This is a genomic window from Muriicola sp. E247 (assembly GCF_041358175.1).
In the GTDB taxonomy this organism is placed as follows: Bacteria; Bacteroidota; Bacteroidia; order Flavobacteriales; family Flavobacteriaceae; genus Muriicola.
This window is the reverse complement of the sequence record NZ_JBGKBE010000007.1, coordinates 106,551-126,720: the sequence shown is the minus strand read 5'-3', so window position 1 is coordinate 126,720 and position 20,170 is coordinate 106,551. Positions and strand designations below refer to the sequence as shown.

13 protein-coding genes are annotated in these 20,170 nt (G+C 42.9%); 11 read left to right on the top strand and 2 right to left on the bottom strand.

The annotated features are described in order from the left end of the window. Positions 1-84: 84 nt before the first annotated feature. The 4 genes from ACA086_RS11130 to ACA086_RS11115 all read left to right on the top strand — a co-directional run bounded on the left by ACA086_RS11130 (position 85) and on the right by ACA086_RS11115 (position 7,559). Entirely contained in the window at positions 85-4,476 is a 4,392-nt protein-coding gene (locus ACA086_RS11130; protein WP_371003380.1) for a translocation/assembly module TamB domain-containing protein, read from the top strand. 148 nt (positions 4,477-4,624) lie between these two features. Continuing rightward, positions 4,625-5,614: a 6-phosphofructokinase gene (gene pfkA / locus ACA086_RS11125; protein WP_369747564.1), complete on the top strand. Its 990-nt coding sequence runs from the start codon at positions 4,625-4,627 to the stop codon at positions 5,612-5,614. A gap of 10 nt (positions 5,615-5,624) precedes the next feature. Then, positions 5,625-6,626, top strand: a complete 1,002-nt coding sequence (gap, locus tag ACA086_RS11120; RefSeq protein ID WP_369747565.1) for a type I glyceraldehyde-3-phosphate dehydrogenase — start codon at positions 5,625-5,627, stop codon at positions 6,624-6,626. 81 nt (positions 6,627-6,707) lie between these two features. Next, entirely contained in the window at positions 6,708-7,559 is an 852-nt protein-coding gene (locus ACA086_RS11115; RefSeq protein ID WP_369747566.1) for an N-acetylglucosamine kinase, read from the top strand. Here the strand turns inward: ACA086_RS11115 and ACA086_RS11110 are convergent. Beyond that, positions 7,552-7,938: a RidA family protein gene (locus tag ACA086_RS11110; RefSeq protein WP_369747567.1), complete on the bottom strand. Its 387-nt coding sequence runs from the start codon at positions 7,936-7,938 to the stop codon at positions 7,552-7,554. The genes ACA086_RS11115 and ACA086_RS11110 overlap by 8 nt on opposite strands. Positions 7,939-7,957: 19 nt before the next feature. Continuing rightward, positions 7,958-10,666, bottom strand: a complete 2,709-nt coding sequence (locus ACA086_RS11105) for a putative LPS assembly protein LptD (RefSeq protein WP_371003378.1) — start codon at positions 10,664-10,666, stop codon at positions 7,958-7,960. Between the two features lie 170 nt (positions 10,667-10,836). Here ACA086_RS11105 and ACA086_RS11100 point away from each other — a divergent pair, with 170 nt between their 5' ends. From ACA086_RS11100 to bshA, 7 genes are all read left to right on the top strand, one after another. Next, a complete protein-coding gene (locus tag ACA086_RS11100) occupies positions 10,837-12,078 on the top strand; it encodes an N-acetylmuramoyl-L-alanine amidase (RefSeq protein ID WP_371003426.1) in 1,242 nt (413 codons plus the stop codon). A gap of 54 nt (positions 12,079-12,132) precedes the next feature. Further along, positions 12,133-13,095 (top strand): MlaD family protein, encoded by a 963-nt coding sequence (locus ACA086_RS11095; protein WP_369747569.1) that lies wholly within the window; start codon positions 12,133-12,135, stop codon positions 13,093-13,095. Positions 13,096-13,098: 3 nt separating this feature from the next. Next, on the top strand, positions 13,099-14,427 hold the full coding sequence (locus tag ACA086_RS11090) for a 4Fe-4S dicluster domain-containing protein (RefSeq protein WP_371003377.1): 1,329 nt from the start codon (positions 13,099-13,101) through the stop codon (positions 14,425-14,427). A gap of 24 nt (positions 14,428-14,451) precedes the next feature. Then, entirely contained in the window at positions 14,452-15,231 is a 780-nt protein-coding gene (locus ACA086_RS11085; protein WP_369747571.1) for a (Fe-S)-binding protein, read from the top strand. A 64-nt stretch (positions 15,232-15,295) separates the two neighbouring features. Beyond that, positions 15,296-15,778 carry an ABC transporter ATPase gene (locus ACA086_RS11080; RefSeq protein WP_369747572.1) on the top strand — a complete coding sequence of 161 codons (483 nt, stop codon included), beginning with the start codon at positions 15,296-15,298 and terminating at the stop codon, positions 15,776-15,778. 71 nt (positions 15,779-15,849) lie between these two features. After that, positions 15,850-18,780, top strand: a complete 2,931-nt coding sequence (locus ACA086_RS11075; protein WP_371003376.1) for a glycoside hydrolase family 3 N-terminal domain-containing protein — start codon at positions 15,850-15,852, stop codon at positions 18,778-18,780. 28 nt (positions 18,781-18,808) lie between these two features. Then, positions 18,809-19,954 (top strand): N-acetyl-alpha-D-glucosaminyl L-malate synthase BshA, encoded by a 1,146-nt coding sequence (gene bshA / locus ACA086_RS11070; protein WP_369747574.1) that lies wholly within the window; start codon positions 18,809-18,811, stop codon positions 19,952-19,954. Positions 19,955-20,170 lie beyond the last annotated feature (216 nt).

Sequence of the window (20,170 nt, the reverse complement as noted above, 5' to 3'; positions counted from 1 at the left end):
CCTATCAAAAAATTAAGAAAAATAGGGATTAGAATACTGCTGACGGTATTACTGGTCTTGGTCTTAAGCTCCATTATTCTTTCTTTGCCGGTTGTCCAGACTAATCTGGCTAATTATGCTACCAGATCGATTAACGAGGAGTTTGGAACCAATATCAATATTGATCGGTTGCGAGTGTCTCTGATTTCCTGGGACACGGCCCTGAAAGGAATCTATATTCAGGACTATCAACAGGATACTTTGATTTATATTGAAGAATTAAACACTTCCATCCTCAGTATCCGGAATCTGCTGGCCGGTAGCCTGGAATTCGGGGCAATTGATATTGACGGCCTCAATTTTAAGCTCAGAACCTACCAGGGTGAGACCAGTACCAACCTCGATGTTTTTGTCGCAAAATTAGATGACAACAAGCCCAGAGCTCCGGGTAGTCCACCTTTTTACCTCTCCTCTTCAGATATCGATATAAAGAATAGTGTCTTTCGGCTGATCGATGAAAACCTGGAAAAAGAAGAAACCCTTAATTTTAGAAATCTCAATCTCAATGCCCGGGAATTTCAGATTCTTGGGCCGGAGGTAACATCGGAGATTGAAGCTTTGTCATTTAAAAGCAAAAGGGGGATAGAACTCAGTAAGCTGGGCACTTCATTTAAATACACCAAGCAACAGATGCGTTTTGATTCGCTTGAGATTATGACGCCAAAATCCCATCTTATCGGAAACCTGGTTTTTGACTATAACCGTGAAGATTTTGCCCAATTCATTGACAAGGTGAATCTCACAGCCAACTTTGTTGATTCTAAGGTTTCTCTTGATGACATCAATACGCTGAGTGACCAGTTCGGGACAGGAAAGGAAGTACTGTTTTCAGCATCCCTGAACGGAGTGCTGAACGATCTAAATGTGAACGAAGTATTTCTAACTACAGAGAATACCGGAATCCGGGGGGACTTTAATTTTAAAAATCTTTTTACTAAAAGCGAACCCTTCGTCCTTGAAGCGGGCATCAAGAATATTACTACCAGCTATTACGAACTTAGGTCACTGATGCCCGAAGTACTGGGTACTTCAATCCCCAGCACATTTTCCAAACTAGGCCAGTTCACCGTAAGGGGAGATGCCACTATCACAGAATCATCCGTAAGGTCGAGGGTAAATATAAACAGCAGTCTGGGAAGTAGTTATGTAGACCTCACCCTTACGGATGTCGACAATATCGATAATGCCCGATACAAGGGATTTGTATCCCTTATAGATTTTGATCTAGGTAGATTCGTCAATGACAAGAGTCTGGGGCTGGCTTCCATGGACGTCAATGTGGAAGGGCAGGGGTTTGCCCAGGATAAGTTGAATACCGAAGTAATCGGACAGGTGTATACGATCGACTTCAACGACTACAATTACCAGGATGTTGCCGTTTCAGGTATCCTGAAAGACCAATTGTTCGACGGTTCACTGGTAGCCAAAGATCCCAATTTTAATTTTGAATTTAAGGGGCTGGCCGACTTCGGGGGCACCGTGAATAACTTTAATTTTAATGCCTCAGTGGCCTATGCCGACTTAAAGAAACTGAACTTCATAAGAGATAGCGTATCGGTATTTAAAGGGGATGTTAAAATGGATATTTCCGGAAGTAATCTCGATGATGTTGTGGGGAATGTTTCCTTTTCGAACACCAACTATCAGAACATCAACAATACCTATTACTTTGAAGATTTTAAAGTAACCTCTTCCTTTGATCAGGACAGTATCAGGACCGTTGAAATAAATTCTCCTGATATCATAACAGGGTTTATGAGGGGTCGTTTCAAGGTCAACGAACTCGACAAGCTCCTAAGAAATTCCATAGGTAGTATTTACACCAATTACAAACCCTTCGAAATTTCGGAGGGACAGGTACTCGATTTCAATTTTAAAATCTACAACAAGATTGTAGACGTATTTTTTCCTCAGGTGGCCTTTGATCCCAATACGTTTATTAGAGGCAATATTGTTGCCGATGAGGGCGACTTTAAGCTCAACTTTAAATCACCACGGATAGCTGCCTTTGATAATGTCTTTGATAGTATAGACGTAAAGATTGACAATAAAAACCCCCTTTTCAATACCTATGTGTCGGTATCCGATGTCAAATCAGTCTACTATGACCTTAAAGACTTTAATCTGATCAACACCACACTTTCTGACACCCTCTTCTTCAGAACGGAATTTAAAGGTGGAAGGGATTTCAACGACAGTTATAACCTTAACTTTTACCACACCTTCAATGCACAGAACCGTTCGGTCATAGGTCTAAAACGCTCTGATGTTAGTTTTAAAGGAAATACCTGGATCCTTAATAAAGATGGAGATCAGAAAAACAAGGTCATCATCAGCAGATCGCTAGACAGCATTCAGATCCAGGAAATCGTAATGAATAATGACAACCGGGAACAAATAAGATTAAGGGGCGAACTGGCCGATTCTACCTATAAAGATCTTCAGCTTGATTTTAAGATTGTTTCCCTGAATAAAATTACTCCGACCATAGACAGCCTTAAACTTCAGGGGGAGATCAACGGAACTTTAAATATCCTTCAGAAGGATGATATTTATTTACCCTCCTGTAACCTGCAAATTTCAGATTTCGGAGTTAATGAAATTCCACTTGGCGAGTTGAGTATTGGCATTGTAGGGAACAGAGATCTTACCGAGTACGTGGTAAATTCACAAATCTCTGATAATGGCATTGAAAAATTCAGTCTGTTAGGAAATTTCAGCAACAGGAATGATATTCCGGATGCCGATCTGATGGCTAATTTTAACAACTTCAGCCTCGAACCTTTTAGTCCGCTTGGGGAAGGAGTCATTACCAACATCCGGGGATTGCTCAATGGCACGGCTCAGATCAAAGGCGATTTGCGAAATCCCGATATCAGTGGCCTCCTCAGTTTAAATGATGCAGGTATTGCCATACCTTACCTCAATGTAGATTACCAATTCGGGCCGAACTCTAGTGTTCGCCTGTATAACCAGACTTTCGATTTTGAAAATATTCAACTGACGGATATTGCCATGAATACCACGGCCGAACTCGACGGTACGATCAAGCATCAATTCTGGGACGACTGGAGCCTTGATCTCGATGTGAATACCAATAACAATCGATTCCTGATTCTCAATACACCTTATGAGGAGGAGGTGTTGTATTACGGAACCGGGTACCTTAACGGGGAAGGGAGGATATTTGGCCCCACAAAGGCTCTAACAATTAAGGTCAACGGCGAAACCGCTGAAGGTACTTCCCTTAAAATCCCTCTGAGCGATGTAGCTTCTGTGGGAGATTACTCCTTTATCAATTTTATAGAAAAGAAGGATCAGCAAACCTTTGAAATTGAAAAGACCCTGCAGGATTACGAAGGCCTCGAACTCAATTTTGACCTCGACGTTACACCTGATGCCGAAGTGGAAATAGTGGTTGATCAGAAAACCGGGTCATCCCTGAAGGGAACAGGGGAAGGGATTCTTCTCATCGAAATAAATACCAAGGGTAAATTTAATATGTTCGGGGATTTTGTAGTTGTGACCGGGACGTACAATTACCGTTTCGGGGGGGTCATTGACAAGTCATTTAATGTTAAACCGGGTGGAAGTATCGTATGGGATGGTACTCCCCTCGCCGCCCAGTTAAATATGGAAGCTGTGTATTCGCTCACGGCAAATCCGGCGCCCCTTCTCGATAATTCTGGGGTCACCAGACGAATATCCACTGATGTGGTGGTGCAGCTTACAGGAGAACTGGAGCGGCCCACCATCGATTTTAACATAGAATTTCCGGGTACAAGTTCCATCGTACAGTCGGAGCTGGAATACAAGCTTCAGGATCCAACGGTGGAAGAGCGCAACGCCTTTTTCCTGCTTGCCCAGGGCACCTTTGTGGATGAAGGAAGTGGTTTGAACCAGCAGGCAGTAACCGGAAATCTCATCCAGACAGCTTCAGGCCTGGTAAATTCCCTTCTGGGTGGGGGTAACGATAAATTTGATTTTGGCTTTTCTCTGGAACAGGGTACCCTAGACCCCACTCAGATACAGACCGAGAACAGGCTGGGGGTTACGGTATCGACCAGGATAAGTGACAGAGTATTGTTTAACGGTCGGTTCGGTGTTCCGGTAGGAGGTGTCAGTGAAACCGTTGTGGCCGGAGATGTGGAAGTACAGGTGCTTTTAAACGAAGAGGGAACCTTGAGGGCTAAGATCTTTAACCGTGAAAATGAAATCCAGCAATTCCTGGCAGACCAGACCGGCTATACCCAGGGGGTAGGTTTATCATATGAAGTAGATTTTAATACCTTCAACGATCTACTGCGTAAAGTGTTTAAACCCAAGCAGGAGAGTCAGGATACCAAGTTAAAAGTTGAACAAACAAGGGCGACAATGGGCAGGGACAGTCTGATTAAGTTTTATCAGAAACCGAAGACACTTCCAGATCAGGAATAGAACAACAATTGTTATTTCCGCAATATTGTAAACCATTCCTTTATTTTTATTAAACTACATCGTTTGATTAGTTGATAAATGGCAATTAAGCCTTTGTATATACTATGATTTCATAATTGTTTGCTATTTTTGAACTTCGAAATTTTTTATGGAAGCAAAAATTCAGAAAGTAGCGGTTTTTACCTCCGGAGGAGACTCTCCCGGAATGAATGCTGCCATCAGATCAGTCGTTCGTACCTGTGCCTTTATGAAAATTGATTGCGTAGGGATTTACAGGGGATATGAAGGAATGATTGAGGGGGATTTCCTTCCCATGAATGCTCGAAGTGTCAATAATATTATCAACAAAGGAGGCACCATATTAAAATCTGCCCGCTGTGAAGAGTTCAGGACAAAGGAAGGAAGACAGAAAGCATACGATCAGCTCAAATCGGAAGGTGTAGACGCCATGGTCGTAATTGGGGGTGACGGTAGTTTCACAGGTGCCCTTTTATTTAATGAAGAATTTGGCATACCTGTCATAGGAATACCCGGAACTATTGACAACGATATATTCGGCACCCGTTATACCCTTGGTTTCGATACGGCTATCAATACGGCTATGGAGGTCATAGATAAGATCCGCGATACGGCCAGTTCTCATCACCGACTATTTTTTGTTGAGGTAATGGGAAGAGATGTAGGTCATATTGCATTAAATGCAGGGGTAGGAGCAGGAGCGGAAGAAATTCTGATACCAGAGGAAAACCTGGGTCTGGAACGTCTTTTAGATTCCCTTAAGCGAAGCAAACTCACCGGGAAGTCTTCTAGTATTGTGGTTGTAGCCGAAGGGGATACAACTACCGGTAAAAATGTCTTTCAGCTAAAGGAATATGTAGAAGAAAACCTTCCCATCTACGACGTGCGTGTTTGTGTACTGGGGCATATGCAGCGCGGGGGTTCACCCACTTGTTTTGACAGAGTACTGGCAAGCAGGATGGGAGTGAAGGCGGTAGAAGCACTTTTGGATGGAAAGACAAACCTTATGGTAGGAATCCTGGATGACGATATTGCTTTTACTCCGATAAGTGAAGCGATCAAAGGAAAAACGAAAATAAACAAGGAGCTCATAAGAGTCTCCGATATAATGAGTACATAAAAGAAAGAATATGGCAACATTAAAAGTAGGAATAAACGGATTTGGTAGAATTGGAAGATTGGTCCTCAGATCTATCGTAAAAAGAGATGGGATTGAGGTAGTTGCAATCAATGACCTTCTGGACGTAGAGCACCTGGCCTACCTCCTGAAATACGATTCAGTACACGGAAGGTTTGACGGAACAGTGGATGTTAAAGATGGCCATCTGGTTGTTGATGGGAAAACTGTAAGGATTACAGCAGAAAGGGATCCAAAAAATGTAAAATGGGATGCCGTAGGAGTGGATATTGTTGCGGAATGTACCGGTATTTTCACTACGATGGAAACTGCTCAATATCACATCGATGGCGGGGCTAAAAAAGTAGTGATCTCTGCACCATCAAAAGATGCGCCTATGTTTGTCATGGGAGTGAACCATAAGGAAGTAAAAGCTTCGGACAAAATCGTTTCCAACGCTTCCTGTACCACAAACTGTCTGGCGCCAATGGCCAAAGTACTTAATGATTCCTTTGGAATTGAAGAAGCACTGATGACTACAGTTCACGCCACCACAGCTACACAGCTCACCGTAGACGGTCCTTCAAGAAAGGATTACAGAGGCGGTAGAAGTGCCATGCTTAATATTATACCTGCCTCGACAGGTGCGGCAAAAGCTGTAACAAAGGTTATTCCTGCACTGGAAGGAAAACTTACCGGAATGGCATTCAGGGTGCCTACGGCAGATGTTTCAGTGGTGGACCTTACTGTAAAACTTCAGAAAGATACTTCCTATGAGGAGATTAAAAAAGCCTTTAAAACAGCCTCCGAAGGAGAATTAAAAGGAATTCTTGGATATACGGAAGAACTTGTTGTTTCTCAGGATTTTGTCGGTGACCCCAGAACCAGCATATTTGATGCCGATGCAGGAATCGAATTGAATCCGAGATTTTTTAAAGTGATTTCATGGTACGATAACGAAGCAGGATACTCCAATAAATTAGTAGACCTGGCTCAATATATCCACAAGCTCTAAGGGCTGATTCTTAACTCTAAAAAATCCTTAGAATAGGTATATTTTGCTTATTTTAAGGATTTCTTTTTTAAGCGTAATTCTATGATATTAATAGTAGATAGCGGAGCAACAAAAGCAGACTGGATCGCACTGGATGAAAAAGGCGAAGAGGTTTTTATGACGCAAACCCTTGGCCTGAGTCCGGAAGTATTAACCAGGGAGGTCATCGAAGATCGACTGGCAAATAACTTTGAGATTTCAAAGAGTAAATCCAAGGTTAAACGACTTTATTTTTACGGAGCCGGTTGCGGTACAGATCGGATGAAGAAGTTTCTGCGGAATATCTTTAAATCGTTTTTCACTAATGCCAAGATTGAGGTAAAGGAAGATACCTATGCTGCGATCTATTCAACAACCAAGGTAGGATATCAGGGAATAGTATGTATCCTGGGAACGGGCTCTAATTGCAGTTACTACGATGGTCACCAATTATTTCAAAAGGTGATTTCCCTGGGGTACATCCCCATGGACGATGGAAGTGGTAACTTTTTTGGAAGAAAACTGATTCGGGATTATTACTTCCATAAGATGCCTCAGGCCTTAGGTCATAAATTTGCCAGTGAATACAACCTCGATCCGGATGTGATCAAGGAAAACCTCTACAAACAGCCCAACCCAAATACCTACCTGGCTACTTTTGCCCGTTTTCTGATTGAAAACAAGGACCATCCTTATTGCAAAGGAGTAATAGACAAGGGATTACAGCAGTTTGTAAATAACTATATTATGCAGTTCGAGCTGGCTACCAAGGTGCCCATTCATTTTGTAGGGAGTATCGCCTATTTCCTGCGTGATGAGTTAAAAGCCGTACTGGAACGGAACGATCTTGTAACCGGAGTTATCAGACAACGACCCATTGAAGGCCTGGTTGAATTCCACAAAGCAACTATCTGATCGCGATCATCGAGATCTCCACATTGACAAACTTCGGGAGATTGGCAACTTCAACCGTTTCACGGGCAGGAGCGTAATCCGAATCAAAATAAGAAGCGTAAACTTCATTGATTTCTGCAAATTGCTTCATATCCTTTACAAAAATAGAAGCCTTAACAACCTGTTCAAAGCTCATACTGGCCTTGGTAAGAATTGCTCTGAGGTTTTCCATGCATTTTCTGGTCTCCTCTTTAATATCTCCTTCAATCAGTTCCCCGCTATTCGGATCCAGGGCGATCTGGCCGGAAATAAAAAGAGTATTGCCGGCTAGTATGGCCTGACTATAAGGCCCGATGGGGGAAGGGGCTTTGGAAGTGTGAATAATTTTTCTACTGCTCATTTCCTGTAGTATTTTGGGTTTATCTTCTGGGTGGCTGACTCCGGTTTTCCCATTTGAGATCCTGCAAAATGGAACTCTTGATCCCAATAAAGAAATACCAGCGTTCAAAGTCGCCGAAAGGTGTCCAGTTAAATCGCAGATTAAAACTCTTTAGGTCGCGTTCAAATCGCAATTGGGTTACCGTAAAACCTTGGTTTTTAATATCATAACCTGACGAAACTCCTACCTTCCAGCGCGGAGCCAACTCTATATTTCCCGAAAACATCAGGGAATGGCTCGAGAATTCGTTTTGTCGGTTACTGTTATTGTAGTTCGCTGCATATTGAAGCCTCAGGTCCCAGGGAATCTTTGTTCTGTACCTGGGGTTTTCTATATCGTCAGGGTCACGATTTTTAAAACTACTCTCATTAAAATTGTCGGCAGCACCAAAAAGGTCATCCGTCCTTCCCCCGCTGGCTGCCACGTAATTCTGGCCGTCATAAGGATCCTCCTCTTCTCTGTCATCCTCGTCCTTTGCTCCGAAATCCTTGCTACTGATATTGTAACTGATATTCATCCTTGCATTTGTAAGCCTCAAAAGACTCCCGCCATTATTAATATTAAAGGTATTTATTCTCCTACCATTATTGTCAATAGCATAAGGATCAAGGCTGGCGCCGAAGTTTACAGACATTTTGTTTTTCAGCAAATTGGTACCCCCACTCATGCTAACCGGACTAATTTTTAAGGAATCGGCTTCAAAGTTGTACCCTGATGAGAAATTAAGGCTGTTGAGGAGCTGTATCTTTTTAGGTTCGGTTGCTGTTGAATCCTTATCCCGCACTTTTGCCTCAAGAGTGTTTTGCAGTGAAAATGTCAGGGCATTGGATTTTCCAAGTCGGGGCGCTCCGTAAATTGTATTCTGAAAACGACTGTATTGGACAATATCACCACTAACTTCATTTAGGTATTCGTCGTAATACTGCTCAAAAGAAGGAGCGTATCCATAACTTACCGTAGGTCTGACTACATGTCTAAGTGCCTGGAATTTTTTTCCCTCCCCAAAAGTGAAGGTTCCGTAAAGAGTAGTTCCCACACTAGCACTAAAGTTGTATTGATTATAGCGGTCAAAACCACTTATGGTGTCTGTTACAACGGTCTGGGAATCGGGATCAAATCGCTGCCCAAAAGTCTGGAGCGACCAGATATCTTCATAATTCCCACCCATAGTTACACTAAAATGCTTGGCCACCTTGAAATTGGTGCTTATAGGAATCCTATGTCTGACACCTACCTTTGCATCGTCGAACATTTTACCGGTCAGGAAATCCTCATCATTTGTTCTGATGCTGTTTCTCCCATTGAGATCGTATTGAAAGTTGATGTTCTGCAAAGCTCCTTTTTTGATTCCTTCCCGCGGGGCGAAGGGAAATACACGTTCCATACTTGCCTGCAGGGTAGGCAGGGTAACATCAACTACATTGGTGTTTGTGTTCTGGTTATGCGTTGCCGTCAAACTCATATTTACCGAAGGATAGGCCGGAAAAGTTTTCGAATAGGAGATGGAAGATGATAAGTTATTGGTCTGTGTCAGGGCCAGGTTCTGCTGTAGCAGAGAATTCCGGTAATACTGACTACTACCCAGGTTCACCGAGGCCGATAGCCTGCTATTAGGGTTTGATTTAGGATCCTGTGAATGTGAGATCTGGATGTTGTAGATCGTACCCCTGCTGTAATCATCGAAACCTTTCTGGCTCACCACCTGATTTTCATATCTGAAATTGAAATTACCCCTGTATTTATATCGTTTAGAATAAACCGATTGTGCGCGGATTCCATAACTGCCGTTGGTGTAAAGGTCACCTGTGAGTGTAAGGTCTACATAATCATTAATGGGGACGTAGTACCCGGCATTCTGGAGGAAATACCCGCGGTTGGGATCATTCCCAAAAGTGGGCATCATCACCCCGGCCGTCCTTCCCACGGTAAGCGGAAAGTAGGCAAAGGGCAGGGCAATAGGTGTTGGCACATCTACTATGTATAAGTTGCTAAAGCCGGCTATCACTTTTTTCTTGGGAACAAACTTTGCTTTTCGAACCCGGATGTAGTAATCAGGATCTATAGTGTCTTTGGAAGTAGTGAGTTTCCCTTCACTTAGGAAGTAGACCGAATCATTTTCCTTCTTCGTACGTTCTGCATAGACTTTCATGGCATCACTCCCTAATTGTCCGAGACCTGCCTGTTGCTCGGTTCTCGAATTCCATATGACTGCCTTCTGGGTGTCAAAATTAAAGCGGATGGAATCGGGTATTACCACATTTTCACCTTGCTTAAAATAGGGGAGTTGGCTATAATTCCCCAGGGAGTCTTTTAACCGTCCGGCATAAACCTCGTTCTTTATATAGTCGAGAATTATGATTCCTGCTTTTAATTCCGTGTCCTGATAATATATTTCAGCCTCGTTGTAGAGGTAGATCTTTTGATCTTTCTGACTCAGTTTTACGTAATCTTTGGCCTTATATTTGATATTATCCAGTAAGAGAGCTGGCTTTTTGGGGAGTGAATCTGTGCGGACTGTGTCGGTTTGAACACTATCCTGAATAAGGCTCTGAGGTGGTAGCGGAGCTTTGATACTGTCCTGTACCGCTTTGATGGGCAAAGGTTTTTTCAGGTCCTCCTGTCCAAAAATCATTGTTGCAACCAAGAGGAACAAAGCAGAGAAAAGAAAAAGCCGTTTGTTTGATTGCAAAGCTATATATCCTATTTTTGTAATGATATGGCTTGATATTTGGAAATCAAACTTACATATATTTTTTTTCTGCCCGTAGCAGATTACAATAAATTTAACCTGAGAAAAAGAAGTAAAATTCCCCGAATACTATGAACAAAAAATTGCTTTTTACAGCTGGTTTTTTTCTCATGTTTTGTATTCAGATGATCGCGTCTAACCCACTTCCTGAAGTCAGGGGAGATGAAGGTTTTGTTGTGGTCCTCGATGCAGGGCATGGTGGTCATGATCCTGGTAACCTGGGAAATGGCTATATGGAGAAAAATATCGCCCTCAGTATCGTCCTTAAAATAGGGGAAGAGCTTAAAAAAGTCCCGGGTATCAAAGTAGTCTATACCAGGGACGATGACTCCTTTGTAGACCTTTTTGTAAGGGGAGAGATCGCCAATAAGGCAGGAGCCGACCTGTTTGTGTCGGTTCATTGCGATTCGCACACTTCCAATGCGCACGGCGCCGGCACCTTTGTTCTTGGACTCCATGCCAATAAACAGAATTTCGAGATTGCAAAAAAGGAGAACTCGGTAATCTATCTGGAAGATAATTATGAAGCCCGATATGCGAATTACGATATTAATTCTCCCGAATCGGTAATAGGCCTTACCATAATGCAGGAAGAATTTCTCGATCAGAGTATTTTACTAGCTAAACTGATTCAGGATAATTTCACTGGTAATTTAAAGCGAAATGACCGAAAAGTGAAGCAGGCTGGTTTTATTGTCCTTCATCAGACCTTTATGCCCAGTGTCCTTATTGAAACGGGGTTCCTTACCAATAAAGAAGAAGGCAAATACCTGAATTCTTCAAAGGGTCAGGCCGAAATGGGAAAGGCTATTGCACAGGCCATCATCAAATACCGCAGTAGTATCCCGGATGAAGAAACCGTAATTTCAAATGGGCAGCCACCAGTGGCGTCGCCTGAAGTGGCCGAAATTCCTAAAAAAGCAAATCCGGACCTCAAACAAGAGGAATTACTGGAGGTTAATAAGGAAGTAAAAGAGGCAGTGGTTGAAGTGACGGAAAAATCTTCTACTGAATCCGCCGGGAAAAAAGAAAATCCTGAAGAGACCAAGGAAAACAAACCTAAAGCGAGGCAATTAGTAGAAAAAAGCGGAGTTACTTTCAAAGTCCAGATTATGGCAACGGCAAGAGACCTTTCGCCTAATTCACCTGAATTCAACGGTCTGAACAGGATATCAAAGGAACCGATCAAAAATTTGTTCCGATACCTCTACGGGGAAACAGATACCTACATGGGGGCTAAACTATTAAAATCTAATGCCGATATGAAGGGCTTTACGACCTCCTATATTGTGGCCTATAAAGAAGGGAAACGCATCGCGCTACAAGACGCCTTGAAATACGAAGATGAATAATGGCTTGTCTTTCGATTTTATTCATAATTTTGTTTAGAACCTAAAAACGTATCCTTGAAACTATCGCGGGAAATTAAGACTGGAATTATAGTTATCGGGGGTATTCTCCTATTTATTCTGGGATTCAGCTATTTGAAGTCCACCCCACTTTTTGATAACAGCAAGATATTTTACGCGGTCTATGACAATATTGGTGGTTTGCAGACGGGCACTCAGGTATCTATTAACGGGTTTAGCGTTGGAAAGGTTAATGATATTCAGTTTAAGGATAATAGCGGTAAGCTGGTTGTAACATTTACTGTTTCTAACGATTTTCAGTTTTCCCGAAATAGCAAGGCAGAACTATACGATACAGGGATCATAGGGGGGAAAGGGATTCAGATTAAACCTGTTTTCGACGACGCCCCAATGGCAAAATCCGGCGATACGCTTGTTACGAATACCCGTCCCGGCCTCACAGAACTCGTACAACAAAAACTTACCCCATTGCAGTTAAAGGTGGAAGGAGCAGTCTCAAATGCAGATTCCTTGTTGATGAATGTCAATGATGTTTTGGATGATGAAACCAAGAAAAATCTGCGTGAGAGTATTCAGGGTTTATCTCAGGTAATCTCGAGTTTTCAAAAAAGTGCAGGCACACTTAATGAAATGCTTTCTGAAAATAGAATGCATATCGATAGTTCTTTGAGTAATATCAATACCCTTACGGCCAATTTTGCAAGCCTGTCAGACTCTTTAGCGGCCAATAACCTGGGCGCAACAATCCGGAATCTGGAATCTACCATGAAGAACCTGGATGCTGTCCTGGAGAAGATCGAGAAAGGGGAAGGAACCATGGGGAAATTGATGAATGATGAAGAGCTGTATAAAAACCTTGCGGATGCCTCAAAGGAACTCGATTTACTGCTTCAGGATTTTCGTTTGAACCCTAAGCGCTATGTCAACGTATCCGTCTTCGGGAAGAAACAGATCGACTACACCCTTCCGCAAAACGATCCTGCCATAAATCAAGATTAATTGATGGAATACCTTCCCAACATCCTCTTTGCCCTCCTCCTGATCACAGGAATTGGCTTTTTTGCCCGGAATGTTAAAAAACTAAGACGAAATATTCTGCTGGGGAAAGCAGAAGATCTTTCCGATAACAAGCCCCAACGCTGGAAGAACATGATGAGGATTGCCCTGGGGCAGTCCAAGATGGTAGTGCGGCCTGTTGCAGGGATCATGCATATCATCGTATACCTAGGTTTTATTATCATCAATATAGAGGTACTCGAGATCATAATTGACGGCCTTCTGGGGACGCATCGCATCTTTGCCTTTATGGGTGGGTTTTACGATTTTCTTATTGCCTCCTTTGAAGTCCTGGCTCTGTTGGTGATCCTGGCTGTTATCATTTTTTGGTTGAGGAGGAATGCATTAAAACTGGCCAGGTTTGTTAAGCCTGAAATGAAAGGATGGCCAAAGAATGATGCCAACTGGATTCTATATATCGAACTCATTCTGATGGGGCTGTTCCTCACCATGAATGCAGCAGACTATCAATTACAGCAGATGGGAGTTGCCCATTATGAGGCAGCCGGGATGTTTCCTGTAAGTCAGTTTATTACACCACTGTTCGAAGGGATGTCTGCCAGTACAGTGATTCTGATTGAGCGAATCGCCTGGTGGCTGCATATCGCGGGGATTCTCTTCTTTTTAAATTATTTGTATTACTCTAAGCATTTGCACATTCTGCTGGCATTCCCCAACACCTATTTTGGCAACTTAAAACCTAAAGGACAATTTAAAAATAACGAAGCGGTAACCAAGGAAGTAAAACTGATGATGGATCCCAATGCAGATCCTTTTGCCGCCCCAGCTGAAGATGCGGGACCTCCTGATAAATTTGGTGCTTCCGACGTACATGACCTGAAATGGGTTCAGTTGCTCAGCGCTTATACCTGCACCGAGTGTGGTCGATGTACCAATGAATGTCCGGCGAATCAGACCGGCAAAAAGCTTTCCCCCAGGAAGATCATGATGGATACCAGAGACCGACTTGAAGAAGTGGGAAAAAATATTGATAAAAACGCAGGTAAGTTTGTAGACGATGGTAAACAACTCCTGGATGATTATATCAGCAGGGAGGAATTGTGGGCTTGTACCTCCTGTAATGCCTGTGTGGAGGCCTGTCCGGTAAGTATAGACCCTTTGTCGATCATCATGGATATGAGGCAGTATCTGGTAATGGAGCAATCTGCTGCCCCGGCTGAATTAAATGTGATGATGGGAAATATTGAAAATAATGGAGCTCCCTGGCCTTTTAATCAGATGGACCGACTCAACTGGGCCGATGAGTCCAAATAGAAGTAAACGAATAAGCAGAATACTATGAATGTACCCACTATGGCATCGCTGTTTGCAGAAGGAAAACAACCAGAGGTTTTATTCTGGGTGGGTTGTGCAGGTAGTTTTGATGACAGAGCCAAAAAGATCACCAAGGCCTTTGTAAAACTTCTTAATAAGGCAGGCGTATCCTTTGCAGTTCTTGGAACTGAGGAAAGTTGTTCCGGGGATCCTGCTAAAAGGGCCGGAAATGAATTTTTGTTCCAGATGCAGGCAGTTACCAATATAGAGATCATGAATGGCTATGGGGTTAAAAAGGTCGTCACCGCCTGCCCGCACTGTTTTAACACCCTGAAAAATGAATACCCCGGATTAGGGGGGACATATGATGTAGTTCATCACACCCAGTTTTTAAAGCAACTGGTTGAAGAAGGCAGGATTGGACTGAAGGGTGGAACATATAAGGGCAAGCGAATAACGTATCATGACCCGTGCTATTTGGGCAGGGCCAATGATGTTTATGAAGCTCCCAGAGAACTGATAAGGAAATTAGACGCCGAACTGGTGGAAATGAAAAGCTGCCGTCAGCGCGGACTCTGTTGTGGAGCCGGTGGGGCTCAGATGTTTAAAGAGGCAGAGAAGGGGGATAAGGAAGTAAATATCGAACGTACAGAACAGGCCCTGGAAACCCAGCCCGAAATCATCGCTGCGGCTTGTCCTTTTTGTAACACTATGATGACCGATGGGGTAAAGAATAAAGAGAAAGAGGCGTCAATTGCAGTAATGGATATCGCAGAATTAATGTCGAATGCCGAAGATCTTTGATCGTTCTGATTTTTGGAACGATTTTAGAGAAGGATTATGAAAGAATTAAAACAGTAAGTGAGTCATGTTAGTACCGTTTAACGAACTACCCGAAACATCCAGGATATGGATATACCAGGGAAACAGGAATTTCTCTGAAGAGGAATTAGGGGAAATCAACAATCTTCTTCCCCAGTTTCTGACCCAGTGGACTGCCCATGGAGCTTCTCTCCGTGCCGGGTACGAGATTAAGTACAAGCGGTTCATTATCATAGGGCTGGATCAATCCCTGTCATCTGCCTCAGGTTGTTCGATAGATGCTTCTGTACACTTTATCCAAGGACTGGAAAAAAGATTCGGCCTTGAGCTCCTCGATCGAATGAATGTCTCTTTTAAACAGGGAGATTTCATCACTTATAAATCAATGTCCGACTTTAAGAAAATGGCGAAAGCCCGCTCCATTACCAAGGATACGATTGTCTTCAATAACCTGGTAGCCAACAAACAGGAATATTTAGAGCACTGGGAAGTACCTGCCTCTGATAGTTGGCACAGCAGGTTTATCTAATCTATTCACCACAATTTCAGAGTGTTATCTCACTGTTTTACAATAATCCCTGTCGATTTTAGTTAGAATCAATGATCAGATTGCATATGCGGATAAAAAATTACTTTCTCTTGCTCTTTCTACTTTCAGCCTTTTTTGGCCAGTCTCAACAAAACCCGTTGCAGGCAAGAGATAGCGTTGCCCAAATAAAATGGGTAAACGACACCTATGAAGGAATGACACTGGAGGAGAAAATAGGTCAGCTCTTTATGGTTCTTGTGGCATCAGATCAGGACAAGGCGTCTACTGATAAGATAAAAACACTGATTGAAGAAGATCACCTGGGTGGGATCATCTTTTCAACAGGCGGACCAATGAGGCAGGCTAAACTTACCAATGAGTACCAGGCCCTGTCTAAAGTGCCTCTATTGATAGGAATGGATGCAGAATGGGGATTGGCAATGCGACTCGATTCAACCTTTGCGTACCCATGGAATATGACACTTGGGGCAATAAAAGATTCTAATGTTATAGAGGAAGTAGGATTCAGGATCGGGAGTCATGCTAAACGCCTCGGGGTTCATTTCAATTTTGCCCCTGATGTAGATATAAACATCAACCCCAGAAACCCGATTATCGGGAATCGCTCATTTGGGGAAGACCGTGAGAATGTAGCCCGAAAAGGAGCTGCTTTTGTTCGTGGGATGAGCAGAGCTGGGGTGCTGTCGAGCGGGAAACATTTCCCCGGTCATGGGGATACTGCTGTGGATTCACATAAGGATCTGCCTGTAATTCCTTTCGAAAGGGAACGACTCGATAGTATTGAGATGTATCCCTATAAAGAATTAATCAAAGCAGGGGTTTCTGGAGTGATGGTAGCCCACCTCAATGTACCTGCTTTAGAGCCTGATGAAAAACGCCCTTCTTCCCTTTCCTCGAGTATAATCTCAGGCACTCTTAAGAATGAACTGGGATTCAAAGGACTTGTGCTTACCGATGCCCTGAATATGAAAGGTGTGACCGATTTTGCCGGGGATACCAATGCGGAATTACAGGCTTTTCTTGCGGGAAATGATATTCTGCTCATGCCCAAGGATATAAAGGTAGCCAGGGTTGCCATTACAGAGGCTTACAAGCAAGGAATAATTAAGGAAACAAGGTTGTCTGCCTCGGTAAAGAAGATTCTGATGGCCAAGTATAAGGTGGGTTTAAACACCTATCAGGAAATAGACACCAATAATTTATACAAGGATCTCAATACTATTGAAGACTATTTGTTGTACGAAAAAGCAATTGAAAATGCGATAACACTGGTAAAGAACGAAGTGTCATTACTCCCTGTAAAAAATCTGGAAAATAAAAAGATTGCTTATGTAGCCATGGGAGATGATTCTGGTGAACAATTCCATAAGGCATTGCAGCAGTACACGGAGGTCATAAAAGTAGTGGGGAAGGATATAGGTACGCTCAAAAAAAATCTTGAGGGTTACAATGTAGTGATCGTCGGTTTTCACAAAAGCAATGACAGTCCCTGGAAGCCTTATAAATTCTCGGAAAAGGAGCTTTACTGGCTGGCTGAATTGGGGAGATCGAGGAGTTTCAATCTTGTCCTTTCAGTTTTTACCAAGCCTTATGCCCTTTTAGATCTGGTTAATTACAATGACATAGACGCTCTTGTTCTCGGGTACCAAAACAGCGAGATCGCCCAGGAGAAGACTGCTGAGGTAATTTTCGGGGCCATTCCTGCTAAAGGTGTTTTGCCGGTCTCCCTGAGTTCAGAATATTCTGCTGGACATGGTATTTTAAGCAAATCTCTTGGTCGTTTGGGGTATAGTATTCCGGAGCGAGTGGGTATTAATGGAACTTTGTTATCTGAAGTAGACACTTTGGTGAAAAATGGGATCGATTCTCTGATGTATCCAGGGGCCCAGGTGCTTGTCGCCCGAAAAGGAAAGGTGATATACAATAGAAATTTTGGTAAGCCCACTTATGATTCCGTCGATTCGATAACCTCAGATCATTTATACGACTTGGCGTCTCTTACCAAGATACTGGCTACACTGCCAGTTGTCATGGCTATGGAAGAGGAGGGGAAGATCTCATTAAACGATACTTTTGGTGAGCTGATTCAGGCTTATGATACAACAGACCTGAAAAATGTTACCGTGTTAAAAGCACTGAGTCACTATGGTCGCCTGCCATCCTGGATTGCATTCTACCTGTCAACGCTTGACAAGAACAGGAAACCATCCAGCGAATTTTATCGATCGCGTCCGGGCCCCGGATACTCTATAGAAGTGACCAAAAATCTTTATCTCAGCGATGCCTATCAGGATTCTATTTACAATCGTATAGGCCGTCAGTCGCTTAAATCGAATCGATACCGCTATAGTGATGTAGCCTACTATGTGATGAAGAAATATATAGAAGATACCTACAAGCAGTCCCTCGACAAACTGGCAAATGAAAAGTACTATGCACCACTGGGGACCAACAATACCGGCTACAGGCCTCTGGATTACTTTGATAAGGATCGAATTGTACCTTCGGAAATTGATAATTATTATCGCTATCAGACGGTACAGGGCTTTGTCCATGATATGGGTGCAGCTATGCAGGGCGGAGTAGGGGGTCACGCAGGTCTGTTCAGTAATGCCAACGATGTTGCCAAGATTATGCAGATGTACCTGCAGGGGGGATATTACGGGGGAGATCGTTTTTTAGATTCGAGGACCATTGAAAAATTCAACAAGTGTTACTTCTGCCAGGAAAATGTGCGCAGGGGTGTTGGGTTTGACAAGCCTCAGCTTGAGGAGTACGGGCCTACCTGTGGCTGTGTATCAAGGAAGAGTTTTGGACATAGTGGCTTTACAGGCACTTATACCTGGGCTGATCCGGAAGAAGAGATCATCTATGTTTTTTTATCAAACAGGACCTTCCCCACCTCCTCTAACAACCTGCTCATCAAATCAGAACTCCGTACCCGGATTCAGCAGGCGATTTATGATTCTATTATAAATTAGAAAAGGAATTTAAATGTAATTTTACGATATGAAGATCGCCATTGTTTGCTATCCTACCTTTGGTGGGAGTGGAGTAGTTGCTACAGAATTGGGTATAGCCCTTGCCAACAGAGGTCACGAGATCCACTTTGTGACCTACCGCCAGCCTGTGCGACTGGAATTGCTGGGGAATAACATTCATTTCCACGAAGTACATGTACCTGAATATCCATTATTTCATTATCAGCCCTATGAACTGGCACTATCCAGCAAGCTGGTGGATACCATCAAATTACATGGCATAGAATTACTACATGTACACTACGCTATCCCACATGCCTATGCAGGATATATGGCAAAGAAAATACTGGAAGAGGAAGGCATTTATATTCCCATGATCACCACGTTGCACGGGACAGATATTACCCTGGTGGGAAATCATCCCTTCTACAAACCTGCGGTGACCTTCAGCATTAATAAATCTGAAGTGGTGACCAGTGTATCTGCCGATTTGAGGCAGAAGACGCTCGACTTCTTTGAAATAGACAAGGAGATTGAGGTGATTCCCAATTTTATAGATAAACGTAAATACAATGCTGAATTTACGGACTGCCAACGTTCCCTGATGGCCAATGAGGATGAGAAGATCATTACCCATATCAGTAATTTCAGAAAGGTTAAGCATATCCCCGATGTGATTAAGATATTTTACGGTATACAAAAGGAAATGCCGGCGAAACTGATCATGGTAGGGGAAGGCCCTGAAAAGGAAAAAGCAGAGTTGCTATGCGACGAACTGGGCATAAACAACAAGGTAGTGTTCCTGGGCCAGAGTTCAGAGATAGATAGGATTCTGTGTTTCTCTGATTTGTTCCTGCTACCCTCTAAGTCGGAGAGCTTTGGACTGGCGGCATTGGAGGCAATGATCAATAAGGTCCCTGTGATCTCCAGCAATACCGGTGGTATTCCGGAAGTCAATATTCATGGGGTTACCGGCTTCTTAAGTGATGTGGGCGATGTGGATGATATGACACAAAATGCATTGTATATCTTAAAAGATTCAAATACATTAGAAACCTTTAAGCGAAATGCTTACAAGGAAGCTTTAAAGTTCGATCTTCAGCATGTGCTCCCCCTTTATGAGAATCTTTATGAGAACGCTTATAAGGAGTATTATAAGAGTGTGATGGGGTAAACCAACTACTCAGATTAATTCATTATCCATTAAATAGACACCTCCTTATCTTGGAACCAGGTAGTTTATCGAGTGATCTTCTATTATTGTAAATATTACCCTCTTCCGGACATCACCAGGATACCAATCGTCGAAATTTTAGGTAGCTAAGGGAAGAATATAGCCTTCCTGGGGCCTGGATTGTAATTTTGTGATACAAAGATCCCAAATCTTCAA

Excerpts from the sequence above, each read along its gene's own strand:
- pfkA (WP_369747564.1), top strand. The coding sequence starts at position 4,625 with ATGGAAGCAAAAATTCAGAAAGTAGCGGTTTTTACCTCCGGAGGAGAC.
- gap (WP_369747565.1), top strand. The coding sequence starts at position 5,625 with ATGGCAACATTAAAAGTAGGAATAAACGGATTTGGTAGAATTGGAAGA.
- ACA086_RS11115 (WP_369747566.1), top strand. The coding sequence starts at position 6,708 with ATGATATTAATAGTAGATAGCGGAGCAACAAAAGCAGACTGGATCGCA.
- ACA086_RS11110 (WP_369747567.1), bottom strand. The coding sequence starts at position 7,938 with ATGAGCAGTAGAAAAATTATTCACACTTCCAAAGCCCCTTCCCCCATC.
- ACA086_RS11100 (WP_371003426.1), top strand. The coding sequence starts at position 10,837 with ATGTTTTGTATTCAGATGATCGCGTCTAACCCACTTCCTGAAGTCAGG.
- ACA086_RS11090 (WP_371003377.1), top strand. The coding sequence starts at position 13,099 with ATGGAATACCTTCCCAACATCCTCTTTGCCCTCCTCCTGATCACAGGA.
- ACA086_RS11085 (WP_369747571.1), top strand. The coding sequence starts at position 14,452 with ATGAATGTACCCACTATGGCATCGCTGTTTGCAGAAGGAAAACAACCA.
- ACA086_RS11080 (WP_369747572.1), top strand. The coding sequence starts at position 15,296 with ATGTTAGTACCGTTTAACGAACTACCCGAAACATCCAGGATATGGATA.
- ACA086_RS11075 (WP_371003376.1), top strand. The coding sequence starts at position 15,850 with ATGATCAGATTGCATATGCGGATAAAAAATTACTTTCTCTTGCTCTTT.
- bshA (WP_369747574.1), top strand. The coding sequence starts at position 18,809 with ATGAAGATCGCCATTGTTTGCTATCCTACCTTTGGTGGGAGTGGAGTA.